General features: G+C 61.1%; 13 protein-coding genes. All 13 read right to left on the bottom strand.

Going from position 1 to position 16,207, the window contains the following annotated elements; genetic code table 11:
• Nucleotides 1–15 precede the first annotated feature (15 nt).
• The 13 genes from dut to MRBLMU1_RS11360 all read right to left on the bottom strand — a co-directional run bounded on the left by dut (nucleotide 16) and on the right by MRBLMU1_RS11360 (nucleotide 15,713).
• Nucleotides 16–465: a dUTP diphosphatase gene (gene dut, locus MRBLMU1_RS11420; protein ID WP_315218741.1), complete on the bottom strand. Its 450-nt coding sequence runs from the start codon at nucleotides 463–465 to the stop codon at nucleotides 16–18.
• Between the two features lie 13 nt (nucleotides 466–478).
• Complete coding sequence (gene coaBC / locus MRBLMU1_RS11415) at nucleotides 479–1,702, bottom strand: bifunctional phosphopantothenoylcysteine decarboxylase/phosphopantothenate--cysteine ligase CoaBC (RefSeq protein ID WP_177196830.1); 1,224 nt, start codon at nucleotides 1,700–1,702, stop codon at nucleotides 479–481.
• A 16-nt stretch (nucleotides 1,703–1,718) separates the two neighbouring features.
• Nucleotides 1,719–2,222 (bottom strand): signal peptidase II, encoded by a 504-nt coding sequence (gene lspA, locus MRBLMU1_RS11410; RefSeq protein ID WP_363501162.1) that lies wholly within the window; start codon nucleotides 2,220–2,222, stop codon nucleotides 1,719–1,721.
• A 77-nt stretch (nucleotides 2,223–2,299) separates the two neighbouring features.
• On the bottom strand, nucleotides 2,300–5,170 hold the full coding sequence (gene ileS / locus MRBLMU1_RS11405) for an isoleucine--tRNA ligase (protein ID WP_363501159.1): 2,871 nt from the start codon (nucleotides 5,168–5,170) through the stop codon (nucleotides 2,300–2,302).
• Between the two features lie 63 nt (nucleotides 5,171–5,233).
• On the bottom strand, nucleotides 5,234–6,226 hold the full coding sequence (locus tag MRBLMU1_RS11400) for a bifunctional riboflavin kinase/FAD synthetase (RefSeq protein WP_363501156.1): 993 nt from the start codon (nucleotides 6,224–6,226) through the stop codon (nucleotides 5,234–5,236).
• 180 nt (nucleotides 6,227–6,406) lie between these two features.
• Nucleotides 6,407–7,630: a tetratricopeptide repeat protein gene (locus tag MRBLMU1_RS11395; RefSeq protein ID WP_363501153.1), complete on the bottom strand. Its 1,224-nt coding sequence runs from the start codon at nucleotides 7,628–7,630 to the stop codon at nucleotides 6,407–6,409.
• 72 nt (nucleotides 7,631–7,702) lie between these two features.
• Nucleotides 7,703–8,131, bottom strand: coding sequence for an ExbD/TolR family protein (locus MRBLMU1_RS11390; RefSeq protein WP_363501150.1), 429 nt, complete (start codon nucleotides 8,129–8,131; stop codon nucleotides 7,703–7,705).
• A 59-nt stretch (nucleotides 8,132–8,190) separates the two neighbouring features.
• Nucleotides 8,191–8,619, bottom strand: coding sequence for an ExbD/TolR family protein (locus MRBLMU1_RS11385; RefSeq protein WP_363501147.1), 429 nt, complete (start codon nucleotides 8,617–8,619; stop codon nucleotides 8,191–8,193).
• A 6-nt stretch (nucleotides 8,620–8,625) separates the two neighbouring features.
• Nucleotides 8,626–9,561 carry a MotA/TolQ/ExbB proton channel family protein gene (locus tag MRBLMU1_RS11380; RefSeq protein ID WP_363501144.1) on the bottom strand — a complete coding sequence of 312 codons (936 nt, stop codon included), beginning with the start codon at nucleotides 9,559–9,561 and terminating at the stop codon, nucleotides 8,626–8,628.
• An 86-nt stretch (nucleotides 9,562–9,647) separates the two neighbouring features.
• Nucleotides 9,648–10,310, bottom strand: coding sequence for an energy transducer TonB (locus tag MRBLMU1_RS11375; RefSeq protein WP_363501141.1), 663 nt, complete (start codon nucleotides 10,308–10,310; stop codon nucleotides 9,648–9,650).
• 517 nt (nucleotides 10,311–10,827) lie between these two features.
• A complete protein-coding gene (locus tag MRBLMU1_RS11370) occupies nucleotides 10,828–12,378 on the bottom strand; it encodes a SpoVR family protein (RefSeq protein ID WP_363501138.1) in 1,551 nt (516 codons plus the stop codon).
• A gap of 34 nt (nucleotides 12,379–12,412) precedes the next feature.
• Complete coding sequence (locus MRBLMU1_RS11365) at nucleotides 12,413–13,681, bottom strand: YeaH/YhbH family protein (RefSeq protein WP_363501135.1); 1,269 nt, start codon at nucleotides 13,679–13,681, stop codon at nucleotides 12,413–12,415.
• A gap of 109 nt (nucleotides 13,682–13,790) precedes the next feature.
• A complete protein-coding gene (locus tag MRBLMU1_RS11360) occupies nucleotides 13,791–15,713 on the bottom strand; it encodes a PrkA family serine protein kinase (RefSeq protein WP_209726640.1) in 1,923 nt (640 codons plus the stop codon).
• Nucleotides 15,714–16,207 lie beyond the last annotated feature (494 nt).

The following is a 16,207-nucleotide window of genomic DNA, read 5'->3' as shown; positions in this document are numbered from 1 at the left end:
AGTCTCCGTGTTTTCTTAGTGTTTTCCAGTGCTTCCAAAACCGCCGGCACCGCGTTCGCTGGTGTCGAATTCTTCGACGACGTTGAAACCGACTTGCAGGACCGGAACGATGATCAGTTGCGCCAGGCGCTCCATCGGGTTCAGGGTGAAGGCGCTGTTGCCCCTGTTCCAAGTCGAGATCATCAACTGGCCCTGGTAATCGGAATCGATCAAGCCTACCAGATTCCCCAGCACGATGCCGTTCTTGTGGCCCATGCCGCTGCGCGGCAGGATCATCGCGGCGTAGCCCGGATCGGCGACGTGGATCGCCAGCCCGGTGGGGATCAGCACCGTCTGGCCGGCTTCGATGGTGATCGGCGCGTCGATGCAGGCGCGCAGGTCGAGGCCGGCCGAACCCGGGGTGGCGTAGGCCGGCAACTGGTCTTTCATGCGCGGGTCGAGGATTTTGACGTCGATGTTTTTCATGCGTTTTGCTCTATTATTTTGCGAACAGCGAGTGCTGCGAGATGCGTTTGGAGATTTCGGAAATCAGCTGGCGCGCCAGGGTCAGCTTGTCGGCGCGCGGCAGGATGGTGTGGCCGTTTTCGTCGAACAGGATGATGGTGTTGTCGTCCTGGCCGAAGGTGTGGTGGCCGATGTTCCCGACCAGCAGGGGAATGCCTTTTTTCTCGCGCTTGTCGGCGCCGAACTGGATCAGGTTTTCCGATTCGGCGGCGAAGCCGACGCAGTAAGGATGGCCGGCCAGCGAGGTGCGGGCGGCGACGGTGGCCAGGATGTCCGGGTTCTGTTCGAACTTCAGGTCCGGCACCGAGCCGTCCGGATTCTTTTTCAGTTTCTGTTCGCTGGAGTTGGACACGCGCCAGTCGGCGACGGCCGCCACGGCGATGAAGATATGCTGGTGGTCGACGTTGGCCAGCACGGCGTCGTGCATCTGCACGGCGCTTTGGACGTTGATGCGCTGTACGCCGAACGGCGCCGGCAGCGCGGTCGGGCCGGACACCAGCACCACTTCGGCGCCGGCTTCGCGCGCCGCGCGCGCCACCGCGTAACCCATTTTGCCGGATGACAGATTGGTGATGCCGCGCACCGGATCGATCGGCTCGAAGGTCGGGCCGGCGGTGATCAGGATGCGTTTTCCGGCCAGGACTTTCGGCTGGAACGACGCGATCAATTCCTCCAGCAGCTGCGCCGGTTCCAGCATGCGGCCCATGCCTACTTCGCCGCAGGCCTGGTCGCCGGCGGCCGGGCCGAAGATGACGATGCCGTCTTCCTCGAGCTGGCGGGCGTTGCGCTGGGTGGCGGGGTTCTGCCACATTTCCACGTTCATGGCCGGCGCCACCAGCAGCGGCACGCGGCGCGGGCGCGCCAGGCACATGGTCGACAGCAGGTCGTCGCAGACGCCGTGCGCCAATTTATACATGAAGTCGGCCGAGCAGGGCGCGATCAGGATCGCGTCGGCGTCGCGGGTGACGTCGATGTGGGCCATGTTGTTGTCGACGCGCGGGTCCCACTGGCTGCTGAACACCTTGTTGCCCGACAGGGCTTGCATGGTGACGGCGGTGATGAAGTGGGTGGCGGCGTCGGTCATCACCACCTGCACCGAGGCGCCGGCCTTGGTCAGCGCGCGGCACAGTTCCGCCGCCTTGTAGCAGGCCACGCCGCCGGACAGGCCGAGCACGATCTTTTTACCAGTCAGTTCCATGATGCCGTTCTCCCGCTTATTTGTTGACGCGCCGTAGTTCGTCGAGGATGAACAGCGCCGCGCCGATGCAGATGGCCGCGTCGGCGATGTTAAACGCCGGGAAGTGGCCCCAGCCGGCCCAGTGGAAATCGAGGAAGTCGATCACGTGGCCGTACAGCAGGCGGTCGATGACGTTGCCGACCGCGCCGCCGAGCACCAGCGACAGCGCCCACGAGAACATGCGTTGGCCCCCGTGTTTTTTCAACAGGTAGATGATGTAGGCGGCGGCGGCGATGCCGATGCCGGTGAAGAAATAGCGCTGCCAGCCGCCGGCGTTGTGCAGGAAGCTGAACGCCGCGCCCTTGTTATAGGCCAGCACTAGGTTGAAGAACGAGGTGACGAACTTTTCCTCGCCCAACTGGAAGGTGCGGGTGATGGTGATCTTCGACAGCTGGTCGATCAGCACGATGATGAAGGCGATGCCAAGCCAAGGTATCAGGCTGGACGAGGACTTGGTCGGGAAGATTTTTTTAGTGGCCATAAAATATCAAAGAGGTTCGTGGCGGCGGCGCCGCCGATCCGACCAACACAGCGCGGTCGGAATCGGCGGGCCCAATATTAAGCGAACTTGCGTTTTTCGCCCGCACCGAACAGATTGCTGTGGCAACGGCCGCAGAGCGTCGGATGGTCCGCGTGCGCGCCGACGTCGGCGCGGTAGTGCCAGCAGCGTTCGCACTTCTCGGCAGTGGAAGCGGCCACTTCGACCGCTTCATCGGCTTCGGCGGCCACTTCGACGGCTTGCGCCAGCGACGTGATGAAGACGAATTTGAGGTCGTCCTCCAGGCTGGCGAGCAGCTTGTATTTGTCGCCGGCGGCCTTGATGGCCAGCTCCGCCTGCAGCGACGAGCCGATCGCGCCCGAGGTGCGCAAATCTTCCAATTGCTTGGTCACGTCGGTGCGCACCGCGCGCAAGGCCGTGTACTTGGCCAGCAGCGCGTCGGCGTCGGCCAGTTCCGGCAACCGCCACCAGGTTTGCGTGAAGATGGTCTCGTCGCTGGCCTTGTACGCCTCTTCGCCGGCGAAGATCGCCCACGCTTCCTCCGCCGTGAACGACAGCGCCGGCGCCATCACGCGCAGCAGGCTTTGCGTGATGTGCCACAGCGCGGTCTGCGCCGAACGGCGCGCGTGCGACGTCACGGCCGACGTGTACAGGCGGTCCTTGAGGATGTCGAGGTAGAAGCCGCCCAGGTCCTCGGAGCAGTAGTTCTGCAGCTTGGAGTAGACCGGCTGGAACTCGTACTGTTCGTAGTGGGCTTCCATCTCCTTCTGCAGCGCGGCCATGTTGGCGATCGCGTAGCGGTCGATCTCCAGCAGCTCGGCGACCGACACGGCGTCGCGCGCGTGGTCGAAGTCCGAGATGTTCGCCAGCAGGAAGCGCAGCGTGTTGCGGATGCGGCGATAGGCTTCGGTCACGCGCTTGAGGATCTCGTCGGAGATCGACAGCTCGCCGGTGTAGTCGGTCGAGGCGATCCACAGGCGCAGGATGTCGGCGCCGAGCGTGTCGGAGATTTTTTGCGGCGCCAGGGTGTTGCCCAGGGACTTGGACATCTTCTTGCCTTCGCCGTCGACGGTGAAGCCGTGCGTCAGCAGCGCCTTGTAGGGCGGCGCGCCGTTCAGCATCGAGGACGTCAGCAGCGACGAGTGGAACCAGCCGCGGTGCTGGTCCGAACCTTCCAGGTACAGGTCGGCCGGGAAGGCCGACTGCTCCTTGTGCGAGCCGCGCAGCACGGTCTGGTGGGTGGTGCCGGAGTCGAACCAGACGTCGAGCGTGTCCTTGTTCTTGGCGTAGACCGCCGCCTCGTCGCCGATCAGGTCTTTCAGGTCGAGCGCCAGCCAGGCGTCGATACCGCCTTTTTCGATCAGCTGGGCCACTTGCTCGAGCAGCTCCGGCGTGCGCGGATGCAGCGCGCCGGTTTCCTTGTGCACCACGAAGGCCATCGGCACGCCCCATTGGCGCTGGCGCGACAAGGTCCAGTCGGGACGGTTGGCGATCATGCCGTGCAGGCGCGCCTGGCCCCAGTCCGGGAAGAACTTGGTGTCGGCGATGCCTTTGAGCGCCGTCTCGCGCAGCGAGGCGCCGCCGTCGTTCGGCTTGATGTCCATGCCGGCGAACCACTGGGAGGTGGCGCGGTAGATGATGGGCGACTTGTGGCGCCAGCAGTGCATGTAGCTGTGGTCGAACATTTTGACTTCGAACAGCGCGCCGGCGTCGCGCAGCGCGTTGCAGATCGGCTTGGACGCCTCCCAGATCGTCATGCCGCCGAACAGCGGCAGGGCCGGGATGAATTTGCCGTCGCCCATGACCGGGGTCAGGATCTGGTCGTCGGCCATGCCGTGTGCCTTGCAGGAGATGAAGTCGTCCAGGCCATAGGCGGGCGCCGAGTGCACCACGCCGGTGCCGCTCTCGGTGGTCACGTAGTCGGCCAGGTACATCGGCGAGAGGCGGTTGTAGAAGGTGTCGGCCGCGTGCAACGGATGCAGGAAGCTGATGCCTGCCAAGTCCTCGCCCTGGCAGGTGGCGATGGTGACGCCTTCGAGCTTGAAGCGCGCCAGCGACGATTCGACCAGGTCCTGCGCCAGGATCAGCAGCAGCGGCTGGCCGTCACGCGTGGTTTGCACCAGCGCGTACGTGACCTCCGGGTTGACGTTGAGCGCCTGGTTGGACGGGATGGTCCACGGCGTGGTGGTCCAGATGACGATATAGCCTTCGTGGGTGGGCAGCTGCACCAGGTCGAACGCGCTGGCGAGCTTGTCGAACTCGGCGAACTTGAAGCCGACGTCGATGGCCGGGTCGCGCTTGTCCTGGTACTCCACCTCGGCCTCGGCCAGCGCCGACTGGCAATCGAAGCACCAGTTGACCGGCTTCAGGCCGCGGTAGACGTAGCCCTTGTCGAGCATCTTGCCGAGGGCGCGCAGTTCGTCGGCCTCGTTCGAGAAGTTCATCGTCAGGTAAGGGTTGTTCCATTCACCCAGCACGCCCAGGCGGATGAAGTCCTTGCGCTGGCGGTCGACCTGTTCCAGCGCGTAGGCGCGGGCCTTGGTCAGCACGTCGGCGGTCGGCAGGTTTTTGCCGTACAGTTTTTCGATCTGGATTTCGATCGGCATGCCATGGCAATCCCAGCCCGGCACGTACGGCGCGTCGAATCCGGCCAGCGAGCGCGATTTGACCACCATGTCCTTAAGGATCTTGTTGACGGCGTGGCCGAGGTGGATGTCGCCGTTGGCGTATGGCGGACCGTCGTGCAGGATGAACTTCGGACGGCCGGCGGCGGCCTTGCGCACGCGCTCGTAGATTTTCTTTTCCTGCCATTGCTGCACCCAGCCCGGTTCGCGCTTGGCCATGTCGCCACGCATCGGGAACGGGGTTTCGGTCATGTTGACCGGGTATTTGCTTTCAGGTTTCTTCGGGGCTTTGCTTTTATCGGACATGTTTTTTCTTCAGTGATGTATGCGGGAATTCTGGATAGCCGGCGCGCGTAGCTGGTCGCGCGCTCAAATTCGGTCGGTGGCGTTGGTGGCGCTAATCAGCTCGCCAGAGGCGCCATCGCGCTGCGCGAACCAGGCGCGGGCGATGTCGGCGTCGCGGTGGATGGCGGCCGTCAGGGTCGGCAGATCGACGTATTTTTCCTCGTCGCGGATCTTGTGCAGGAATTCGACCCGCACCTGCTTGCCGTAGCAGCCCTGGTTGAAGTCGAACACGTGCACTTCCAGCAGCACGCGGCCGCTGTCGTCGACGGTCGGGCGCACGCCCAGGCTGGCGACGGCGGCCAGCGGCCGCTCGGCCAGGCCGTGCACCTGGACGATGAAGATGCCGGCCAGCGCGGGGCGGTGCGGCACGCGCAGGTTCAGGGTGGGGAAGCCCAGGGTGCGGCCCAGCTTCTGGCCGTGGATCACATGGCCGGAGATCGCGTACGGATGGCCCAGCAGCGCCTCGGCGTGGCCGAAGTCGCCCTCGGCCAGCGCGGCGCGCACGGCCGACGACGAGATGCGGGTCGTGCCGTTCATCACCGTGGGCAGGGTCTCGACGTGGAAACCGTACTGTTTACCCGCCTCCAGCAGCATCTGGACGTTGCCGGCGCGGCGCGCGCCGTAGCAAAAGTCGTCGCCGACCATCAGCCATTTGACGTGCAGGCCCTCGACCAGCACCTTTTCGGTGAATTCCTGGGGCGTGAGGGCGGCGAACGGCGCTGAGAAGTGCTCGACGATGACGCGGTCGATGCCGTTGTCGGACAGCGATTGCAGCTTGTCGCGCAGGTTGGCGATGCGCGGCGGCGCCTTCGACGGGTCGCCGGCCTTGTTGGCGAAGAATTCGCGCGGATGCGGCTCGAAGGTCATCACCGCCGCTTCCAGGCCGAGGCCGGTGGCGGCGCCGCGCACGCGCGCCAGCAATGCTTGGTGGCCGAGGTGGACACCGTCAAAGTTGCCGATCGTAAGCGCGCACGGCGCGCGCGCCGCCGCGTTGGGGAGACCTCGAAATACCTTCATGGGAATCTGGGGGAACTATCGCTAAATGGAGGATTATACGGTTTGTTTCGGGGATGCACATCCGCAATGGGCATGGGCGGGGGCGGGAAGGGGCTTTTTGCCCGATTTTGGGTCCCCGAAATGGAAAAAAGCGCCGCCTGCCGGAGCAGACAGCGCTTTCAGGCGCAAAACCCGGCCGGATTAAGCGGCTTTGTTCAGACCCAGAGTCCAGTAGCGGGCCAGGTCGGCGGTGCCGTCCGTGCCCTTGACCGATTTGAGGGTCGACAGAGCGGCCGATTTCTTGCCGGCGATCGATTGCGCGATACCGTAGTGCAGCTTGATCGCTTCCGGATTGCGGCCGGTGCCCAGCTTGACCGCTTGTTCCATCAGCGGCAGGCCCTTGTCGGCCTTGCCGGCGGACACCAGCGCGTAGCCCATGTTGGCCAGCGCGTCGGCGTCCTTGTTCTTGACGGCTTCGGCTTCATCGGCGGCTTGCTTGGCGTCGAACTCGGTCTGCGTCTTGGCGGCCAGGTCTTTCAGACGCTGGTGGCGGGCGGCGTCGGAACCGGTGCCCAGCGCGCCTTTCTTGTAGCCTTCGTTGATGATCTTGATCGCTTCGGCGGGATTACCCGCTTGCAGCGCCAGCTGGCTCATTTCCATGTATTCGGACGGCTTGGTCAGCAGGCCGTTGGCCAGGCGCAGGCGCAGCACGTCCAGCGACAGGCTCGACGAGAAGCCGGGCTTGGCTTGCACGCGTTGCAGCAGGTCGGCCCAGGTCTGTGGCTTCGGATAGCTGGCGGCCATGCGTTCCAGGGTCTGCACGTAGCCGGCCTTGTCGTTCTGCTTGAGCTGGATGTTGGCCAGCATGCCCAGTTGGGCTTCGTTCAGGTTCTTCGACGCTTGCAGTTCCTTGGCCGCCTCGGCGTACTTGCCGCTGATGTAGTAGGTCTGGATCAGCAGTTCGTGCATGGCGCCGTCGCTCGGATTGTCCTTGAGCGCGCGCTGGATCCAGGTGATGGCTTTCGGGTAGTCCTTGATGCGGTAGTAGATACCGGCCAGGGCCTGGGTGAATTTCGGTTGTTCGGCGGCCGACAGCTTGCCCGAGTTGATCACGCTCTCAAAGGCGCGCGCGGCGGTGTCGTAGTCGCCAGCGGAAGCGGCGGCCGAGGCGCGGGTGCGTTCGATCAGATAGGTCTCGTTGGCGCTCTTGTTGCCGACGGAATCGGTTTCTTTTAGTTTTGCTACTGCTTCTTTGTTCTTGCCTGCCGCAGCCAGTTTCTGTGCTTCCTGCAATGGTTTGCCGATTTCAGCACGCACCGCTTCGGCAGCGTAGGCGACCGACGAAAAACCTGCAATAGGAGCTGCTGCTGTAAAACCAATAGCGGCCATTACCAGGCCGAGATGAGCGAGACGAAACTTGGTCATGGGTAAGTTTTCTTTCTTCAAAATGCGAAATAGGCAGGAATGGTCCTGCCTATCGTTGAACATAGAACAAATTTATTGGAACTGTTCGTTGCCGACCAGGCCAATCTTGGTCACGCCGAGACGCTGGGCCGAAGCCATCACGCCCGCCACGGCCTTGTATTCCACCAGCTTGTTCGGACGCAGATGCACCTCCGGCTGGTCGGGCTGGGCCGCGACATCGGTCAGTTTCGCTTCCAGGGTGGCGCGGTCGGGAACGACCACGTTATCCCACAGAATCGTACCGTCGAAGTCCACGTCGATCGTGATCACCACGGGGTCCTTGGTCGGTGGCGGCGGGGTGCCGACCGGCATGTTCAAGTTCACCGAGTGGTTGGCTTTCGGAATCGTAATGATCATCATGATAATCAGCACCAGCATCACGTCGATGAGGGGCGTCATATTCATTTCCATCATTGGTTCCGGATCCGCGCCTGCGGATGGGGAGCCGACATTCATACTCATGATGTTTCCTTTTAAGAAGGGCAGGCCCGAACCACAGGCCCGCGATGCGCTAACGGGAATTAACCCTTATCAGGCGGTTCGGTGATGAAGCCGACCTTCTGAATACCAGCGCGCTGGGTAGTGAAAATAACCTTGCCGATCGATTCGTAGCGTGTTTCTTGGTCGCCACGAACGTGTACTTCCGGCTGCGGCAATTTCACTGCTTCCACCTTCAGATTGTCGAACAACTCATTCGCGTCGCGCATCTTCTTCTGGTTCCAGTAGATGTCGCCATCTTTGCTCACAACGATGTTGACATCTTCCGGCTTAGTCTGAATGACCTGGTTGGTTTCTTCTGGCAGCTTGATCTTGATAAGCTTCAGAACAACCGGGCTCGTGATCAGGAAGATAATCAGCAGAACCAACATGATGTCCACGAGGGGCGTCGTGTTGATTTCCGACATGACTTGATCTTCGTCTCCGCTATCGGAGCCTACGGACATCGACATGATTAATTATCCAATCTTTTTAGCGCCAGCCAGACGGCCGGCTTCGCTGGTGGACATGGCGCCCGAGATCAGCACCGAGTGCACGTCGGCCGAGAACGAACGGACATCTTCCATGGCCGACTTGTTACGACGCACCAGCCAGTTGTAACCCAGAACGGCTGGAACGGCGACGAACAGACCGAAAGCGGTCATGATCAGCGCTTCACCGACTGGACCGGCGACCTTGTCGATCGACGCGTTACCCGACATGCCGATGGCGATCAGCGCATTGTAAATACCCCAAACGGTACCGAACAGACCGATGAACGGCGAGGTCGAACCAACGGTTGCCAGGAACGACAGGCCGTCTTGCAGACGCGATTGCACTTTGTCGACAGCGCGCTGGATCGACATCGTCACCCAGGTCGACAGGTCGATTTGTTCCAGCAGTGCGCCGTCGTGGTGCACGGTGGCCTTGGTGCCGGTCTCGGCGATGAAGCGGAATGGCGAGCCTTCTTTCAGCGCGGCCGAACCGGCGGCGATCGACGAGGCTTTCCAGAACTTGGCCGAGGTTTCTTTCGACTGTTTGAAGATCTTAGCCTGGTCGATCAGCTTGGTGATGATGATGTACCACGAACCCATCGACATCAGCGACAGGATGATCAGGGTGGCGCGCGAAACGAAACCTGCGTCCCAAACTGCTTTGAAGCCGTATGGGTTTTCCACTTCTTCGTGGCCGCCGGCGGCTGCCGGTGCCGGGGCTGCTGCGTCGGCTGCTGGAGCAGCGGCCGCGTCGGCCGCTGGTGCTGGTGCTGCTGCCGCATCCGCTGGAGCGGCTGCTGGAGCCGAAGCTGCCGAGGCTGGCGCGTCAGCGAAAGCTGGGGCGCTTACCAGGGCGGTGGCTGCGGTCACGGAAAACAGCACAGCGGCCAGTACAGCGGACAAACGGGTATTCTTAAACATGCTTCCTCCAAATTGATAAAATAATCAGATCGCTGAATGTATGACAACGAAACTTACTAAGTGAGACGTCACTGCTGTCTCGGTTTTTACTCCAGCGTCCAGACGTATTGCATCTGCATCCACGCTTCCGTCGGTTTCCCGTCGGTCAGACCCGGTTTGAAACGGCATTTGCTGATGCCGCTCACCGCTGCCTTGTCCAGATCCCTAAAACCACTCGATTTGACGACTTTGGAGTCGGCAACGCGGCCATCGGCGGCAATCAGGAACGACAACGTTACCGTTCCCGTTTCTTCGTTACGCAGCGACGACTTCGGCCATTCCGGCTTGGCGCAAGTGCTGAAGTCGGCTACCGCGGCGACGTTGACCGCCTTCGCTGGGCCTGGTGTCGGCGGCGCCGGTGGTGCCGGCGGCGCTTTCTGCAGTTCGTTCGACGGCGGCTTCACGTTGGTCGCGTTGGCGATCACGTTCTGCTGCGGCGGCGGCTGCTGCACGTTCACCTCGACTGGCGGGATGAATGGTGGCGGGGGAGCCTTCATCTCCGGCGGAGGTGGCGGTGGTGGGAGTTCCTTTGGTGGAGGAGGTGCTACTTCCTCGATGATCTTTGTCTCCACTGGGGCGACCATCTTTGCCACCAGGCGGGTTCCCAAGCCCGTCACGATCCCATAAGCAACCAGGACGTGCAACAAAACGACAATGGTAATGCCTGTAAAGTTCTTCCCGGTGCTTTTCTCGTTGTGCGTGAAATTCATGCCTGCTTTCTCCAATACCAACTCTTTTTGTTGCTACTAAACCCCAAAATGGCGACACAAAACAACAGCCGCATCCGGGACGTCGGCGAATTATACATACGAATTCTTGATTTTACATAGAATTTTCATCCCTAAAACCGGTTAAATTTCATAGGGTTTTCCTATGTGATAGCGCTCACTTTGCACCAAATTGGCTCACCGGGCAAGCGTGCACGGGGCAGAATTGGGGCATAGCGCGCCACCACGTTACTTAGTTTTCCCTTAAGCCCAATCACGGAATATTATCAGCGTAATTTTACTACCAACAGTTGATAATTTGGCCGCGAATGTTTCGTTCATGAAATTGTTGCGGAAGGTAATTTTTGAAAACACGCAAAAACCTGTTGACTTCCCAACCGCGTCATGCATTCACCAAAAAAAACCGGGGCCAGAGCACCGCCCCTGACCCCGACTTAGACCTTGCAAGAGCCGTGCCTGAAACCGCACCGCCCCCGCGCAAGCACTATATATATGTTGGTCAACTTCCCCGGGCGCGTTTCTCCCGTTTGACCTCCATCGTGCTGACCACCTCGCCGTTCGGCGCCACCGTCTCGAGGTGGACGTCGAAGCCCCACAGGCGCGCCACATGCTTGAGCACCTCGCCGGCCTGCTGGTTGAGCGGACGGCGCTGGAACTGCGTGTGGCGCAAAGTCAGCGCCCGGTCGTCGCGGGTGTTGACCGACCAGACCTGGATATTGGGCTCCCGATTGCCGAGATTATATTGTTCTGCAAGCTGCTGGCGCACGTAACGGTAGCCGAGGTCGTCATGGATGGCGGAGATCGCCAGCTTCTCGTTGTTGTCGTCGTCGAGCACGGCGAAGAAGTGGAACTCGCGGATCAGCTTGGGCGACAGGTACTGGGCGATGAAGCTCTCGTCCTTGAAGTTGCGCATGGCGAAGTCGAGCGTCTTGCGCCAGTCGCTGCCGGCGATGTCGGGGAACCATTCGCGGTCCTCGGGGGTTGGGTTCTCGCAGATGCGGCGGATGTCCGTCATCATCGCGAAGCCGAGCGCGTACGGGTTGATGCCGCTGTAATAGGGGCTGTTGACGGGCGGCTGGTAGACCACGTTGGTATGGCTCTTGAGGAACTCCATCATGAAGCCGTCGCCGATCACGCCCTCGTCGTACAACTGGTTGAGGATGGTGTAGTGCCAGAACGTGGCCCAGCCCTCGTTCATCACCTGGGTCTGGCGCTGCGGATAGAAGTACTGGCTGATCTTGCGCACGATGCGCACCATTTCGCGCTGCCACGGCTCGAGCAACGGCGCGTACTTCTCGATGAAGTACAGCAGGTTCTCCTCCGGCTCGGGCGGGAAGCGCGGCGCGGCCTTCTCGGCCTCCTCCTCCTCGCGGCGCGGCAAGGTGCGCCACAGGTCGTTGATCTGCGATTGTACGTAGGCTTCGCGCTCCTTCTGCCGCGCCCTTTCCTCCATCATCGACAGCTTGGCCGGGCGCTTGTAGCGGTCGACGCCGTAGTTCTGGATCGCGTGGCAGGAGTCGAGCAAGGTTTCGACGGCGTCGATGCCGTGGCGCTGCTCGCACTCGGCGATGTAGTTCTTGGCGAACACCATGTAGTCGACGATGGCCTCGGCGTCGGTCCAGGTGCGGAACAGGTAGTTGCCCTTGAAGAAGGAGTTGTGGCCGTAGGCCGCGTGCGCGATCACCAGCGCCTGCATGGTCAGGCTGTTCTCCTCCATCAAATAGGCGATGCAGGGGTTGGAGTTGATGACGATCTCGTACGCCAGGCCCATCTGGCCGCGCTTGTAGCCTTTCTCGGTCGACAGGAAATGCTTGCCGAACGACCAGTGGTTGTACGACACCGGCATGCCGACCGACGTGTAGGCGTCCATCATCTGCTCGGCGGTGATGATTTCCAGCTGGTTCGGGTAGGTGTCGAGGCCGAAGTTCTCGGCGACCCGGCGGATTTCCTGGTGGGCCTGCTCGATCAGTTCGAACGTCCATTCGGACTGCTCGGGCAGGGCGCGCGGATGGCGCGGTTTGGGGGAGGGCTGGTGCGTCATGTCGTTCATGGGGCGCTCGCTAGGTGGGCGGCCGGGCGGCCGCCTATTTCGGCTGTTTCTTGAACAGTTCGCGGAACACCGGATAGATATCGGCCGGCGTGACTATTTTCTGCATGGCGAAGTTGGCGTGGTGGTCCGGGATCTGCGAGTACTGTTCCCACAGGTTTTGCGGCGGGCCGTCGGTGATCTCGACATAGGTGTAGTACTGCACCTTGGGCATGATGGTGTTGATCAACAGCTGGCGGCACAGCACCGAGTCGTTGTCCCAGTTGTCGCCGTCCGAGGCCTGGGCCACGTAGCTGTTCCAGGCGCCGGCGCCGTAGCGCTCCTCGATGATCTTGTCGAGCAGGTGCAGCGCCGACGACACCACGGTGCCGCCGGACTCGCGCGAGTGGAAGAATTCCTCCTCGTCCACCTCGGCCGCGGCCGTGTGGTGGCGGATGAAGACCACGTCGATCTTGTCGTAGGCGCGCTTGAGGAACAGGTACAGCAGGATGAAGAAGCGCTTGGCCGTGTCCTTGCGGGTCTCGTCCATGGAGCCGGACACGTCCATGATGCAGAACATCACCGCCTGCGTCATCGGCTTGGGCACCTTGATGCGGTTGCTGTAGCGCAGGTCGAACGGATCGATGAAGGGGATCGCCAGCAGCCGCGTGTGCAGGTGGTGGATCAGTTTCTTGAGTTCCAGCACGTGCGGGGCGTCGAGCGGTTCGCCGTCGAGCAGTAGCTGCTCCAGCTCGGCCTCGGCCTCCTCGAGCCGCTTGCGCGAGTTGCCGCCGACGGCGATGCGCCGGCCCAGCGCGCCGCGCAGCGAGCGCAGCACGTGGATGTTGGACGGCGTGCCCGACATGTTGTAGCCGGCGCGCTGGTTCTTGAATTCGGTCGTCGCGGTCAGCTGCGTCTTGACCATGTGCGGCAGTTCCAGGTCCTCGAAGAAATAGTTCATGAACTCTTCGCGCGACAGCTCGAAGATGAAGTCATCCTCGGTCATCTGGTCGCTATTGCCCGCCTTGCCGCGGCCGGCGCCGCCGCCGCCCTTGGGCCGGTTGATCAGGTCGCCTTTCTGGTATTCCTGGTTGCCGGGGTTGATGGTTTCCCACACGCCGCCGTGGGCGTGTCCGAACGATGGCTCGCCCACGTCCTTGACGGGGATCGAGACCTTTTCGCCGTTTTCAATATCGGTGATGGAGCGGCCCTTGATGGCCCGCCCCACCGCGTCCTTGATCTGCGACTTGTAGCGCCGCAAGAAACGTTCGCGGTTGACCGCGGATTTGTTCTTGCCCTGCAAACGTCGATCGATGAGGTAAGTCAAAAGATGCCTCCTGCTGCTATGGGTCGGCGCCGCGCCGGCCGCCGCTGTCGGCGGGCCGGCGCGCATGCGGCCGCGCGGCATGGCCGCGCGATATTGCCGAAAATACTGCTTAAGAGGACTTCCTCACGCGCAAATACCATTCGCACAGCAAGCGGACCTGTTTGGCCGTATAGCCTTTTTCCACCATGCGCGCGACGAAGTCCGCGTGCTTGTTGGCGTCCTCGGCGCTGGCCTTGGCGTTAAAGGAGATCACCGGCAGCAGTTCCTCCGTATTGGAGAACATCTTCTTCTCGATCACCGTGCGGAATTTCTCATAACTGGTCCAAGCGGGATTCTTGCCGCCATTATTGGCGCGCGCCCGCAGGCCGAAGTTGACGATCTCGTTGCGGAAATCCTTGGGATTCGAAATGCCGGCCGGTTTCTCGATCTTCTCCAGTTCGTTGTTCAGCGACTCGCGGTCGAAGCTCTCGCCGGTGTCCGGATCGCGGTATTCCTGGTCCTGGATCCAGAAGTCGGCGAACGTGACGTAGCGGTCGAAGATGTTCTGGCCGTATTCGGAATAGCTCTCCAGGTAGGCGGTCTGGATTTCCTTGCCGATGAACTCGACGTACTTCTGCGCCAGGTGCTCCTTGATGTACGAGAAGTATTTCTGCTCGGTTTCCGGCGGGAACTGCTCGCGCTCGACCTGCTGCTCCAGCACATATAACAGGTGCACCGGATTGGCCGCCACCTCGGTGTTGTCGAAGTTAAAGACCTTGGACAGGATCTTGAACGCGAAGCGCGTCGACAGCCCGTTCATGCCCTCGTCGACGCCGGCGTAGTCGACGTACTCGTGCATGGACTTGGCCTTCGGATCGGTGTCCTTGAGGTTTTCGCCATCGTAGACCAGCATCTTGCTGAAGATACTGGAGTTCTCCGGGTCCTTCAGGCGCGACAGGATCGCGAACTGCGCCATCATCTTCAGGGTGCCGGGCGCGCACGGGGCCTGGTACAGCGACGAGTTGGCCACCAGCTTGTCGTAGATCTTGATCTCGTCGGTCACGCGCAGGCAGTACGGCACTTTGACGATGTAGATACGGTCGAGGAAGGCCTCGTTGTTGCGGTTGTTGCGGAAGGTTTTCCATTCCGACTCGTTCGAGTGGGCCAGGATGATGCCGTCGAACGGGATCGCGCCGAAGCCTTCGGTGCCCTTGTAGTTGCCTTCCTGCGTGGCCGTCAGCAACGGATGCAGCACCTTGATCGGCGCCTTGAACATCTCGACGAATTCCATCAAGCCCTGGTTGGCCAGGCACAGGCCGCCCGAGTAGCTGTAGGCGTCCGGATCGTCCTGCGAATAATCCTCGAGCTTGCGGATGTCGACCTTGCCGACCAGCGAGGAGATGTCCTGGTTGTTCTCGTCGCCCGGTTCGGTCTTGGAGATGGCCACCTGCTTCAGCACGGAAGGGTAGCGCTTGACCACGCGGAACTGGTTGATGTCGCCGTTGAATTCGTGCAGGCGCTTGACGGCCCACGGGCTCGGAATGTTGCGCAGGTAGCGGCGCGGGATGCCGTAATCCTCTTCCAGCAGCACGCCGTCCTCTTCCTCGTTGAACAGGCCGAGCGGCGATTCGTTGACCGGCGAGCCTTTGAGGCAATAGAAGGGCACATGTTCCATCAGCGACTTGAGCTTTTCGGCGATCGACGATTTGCCGCCGCCGACCGGACCGAGCAGATACAGGATCTGCTTGCGTTCTTCCAGGCCTTGCGCCGCGTGGCGGAAGTAGGAGACCACTTGCTCGATCACTTCCTCGGTGCCGTAGAACTCGCGGAACGCGGGATAGATCTTGATGACCTTGTTGGCAAAGATGCGGGACAGCCGGGTATCGTTGCGGGTGTCGACCAGGGTTGGTTCGCCGATGGCGGCCAACATGCGCTCAGGGGCGCTCGCGTAGGTAAGTCGATCTTTTTTGCAAAGTTCGAGATATTCCTTCATGGACATCTCTTCTTCCTTGGTCCGTTCGTACCGTGCGGCGTAGTTGTCAAAAATGGTCATTTGGGTGTCCTTTAATGTAAGCCTACCAGTCACGGGTCACCGGCAGTTACGGCTGCCCTGGCCCTAATTTGTGCGTTCCCTTCTTATCTTATTTTTCTTGTCTCCAGCTTCCTTTGATGGCACGGATTGCCCGTGTCTTTGAGCTGGCTTTATTGCCGCTGGCTGCATGCCGGTGGACGGCTTTTATGTGTTGGTCGTAATGCTTCTTACGTCTATGAAATTTATTATTGCTCTATTGCTGCAGGAAGTCAAAAGATATGTCGTAATATCGTTAATACTCTTTCGTAACTTGCTGATTTTAAAGAATTTTATTGAGAAATTTTTGAGATTTCCCGTGAGTTTTATGGCATTTTTCTCGCTCGTTTTTACCACACTAATGTCACAGTATCATGCCTGTGCGCGCCGTGCTGATCGCGCCTCAAATAGATAAATTTTGCCGCAAGTCGGCGTCCGCTGTCGCACCGCGCGAACGGTGGCGATGGGCGCGCGGCATG

Origin of the sequence: Burkholderia sp. LMU1-1-1.1 (assembly GCF_040675865.1) — a bacterium.
Taxonomy (GTDB): domain Bacteria; phylum Pseudomonadota; class Gammaproteobacteria; order Burkholderiales; family Burkholderiaceae_D; genus Rugamonas.
The sequence above is the reverse complement of the archived record's forward strand: the minus strand, read 5'-3'. Positions and strand labels throughout refer to the sequence as shown.

What these genes read in the sequence shown, in the direction of transcription:
- MRBLMU1_RS11395 (WP_363501153.1), bottom strand. Translation starts at nt 7,630, where the DNA reads ATGACCAAGTTTCGTCTCGCTCATCTCGGCCTGGTAATGGCCGCTATT.
- MRBLMU1_RS11380 (WP_363501144.1), bottom strand. Translation starts at nt 9,561, where the DNA reads ATGTTTAAGAATACCCGTTTGTCCGCTGTACTGGCCGCTGTGCTGTTT.
- MRBLMU1_RS11360 (WP_209726640.1), bottom strand. Translation starts at nt 15,713, where the DNA reads ATGACCATTTTTGACAACTACGCCGCACGGTACGAACGGACCAAGGAA.
- MRBLMU1_RS11370 (WP_363501138.1), bottom strand. Translation starts at nt 12,378, where the DNA reads ATGAACGACATGACGCACCAGCCCTCCCCCAAACCGCGCCATCCGCGC.
- MRBLMU1_RS11400 (WP_363501156.1), bottom strand. Translation starts at nt 6,226, where the DNA reads ATGAAGGTATTTCGAGGTCTCCCCAACGCGGCGGCGCGCGCGCCGTGC.
- MRBLMU1_RS11385 (WP_363501147.1), bottom strand. Translation starts at nt 8,619, where the DNA reads ATGTCGATGTCCGTAGGCTCCGATAGCGGAGACGAAGATCAAGTCATG.
- coaBC (WP_177196830.1), bottom strand. Translation starts at nt 1,702, where the DNA reads ATGGAACTGACTGGTAAAAAGATCGTGCTCGGCCTGTCCGGCGGCGTG.
- dut (WP_315218741.1), bottom strand. Translation starts at nt 465, where the DNA reads ATGAAAAACATCGACGTCAAAATCCTCGACCCGCGCATGAAAGACCAG.
- lspA (WP_363501162.1), bottom strand. Translation starts at nt 2,222, where the DNA reads ATGGCCACTAAAAAAATCTTCCCGACCAAGTCCTCGTCCAGCCTGATA.
- MRBLMU1_RS11390 (WP_363501150.1), bottom strand. Translation starts at nt 8,131, where the DNA reads ATGAGTATGAATGTCGGCTCCCCATCCGCAGGCGCGGATCCGGAACCA.
- MRBLMU1_RS11375 (WP_363501141.1), bottom strand. Translation starts at nt 10,310, where the DNA reads ATGAATTTCACGCACAACGAGAAAAGCACCGGGAAGAACTTTACAGGC.
- ileS (WP_363501159.1), bottom strand. Translation starts at nt 5,170, where the DNA reads ATGTCCGATAAAAGCAAAGCCCCGAAGAAACCTGAAAGCAAATACCCG.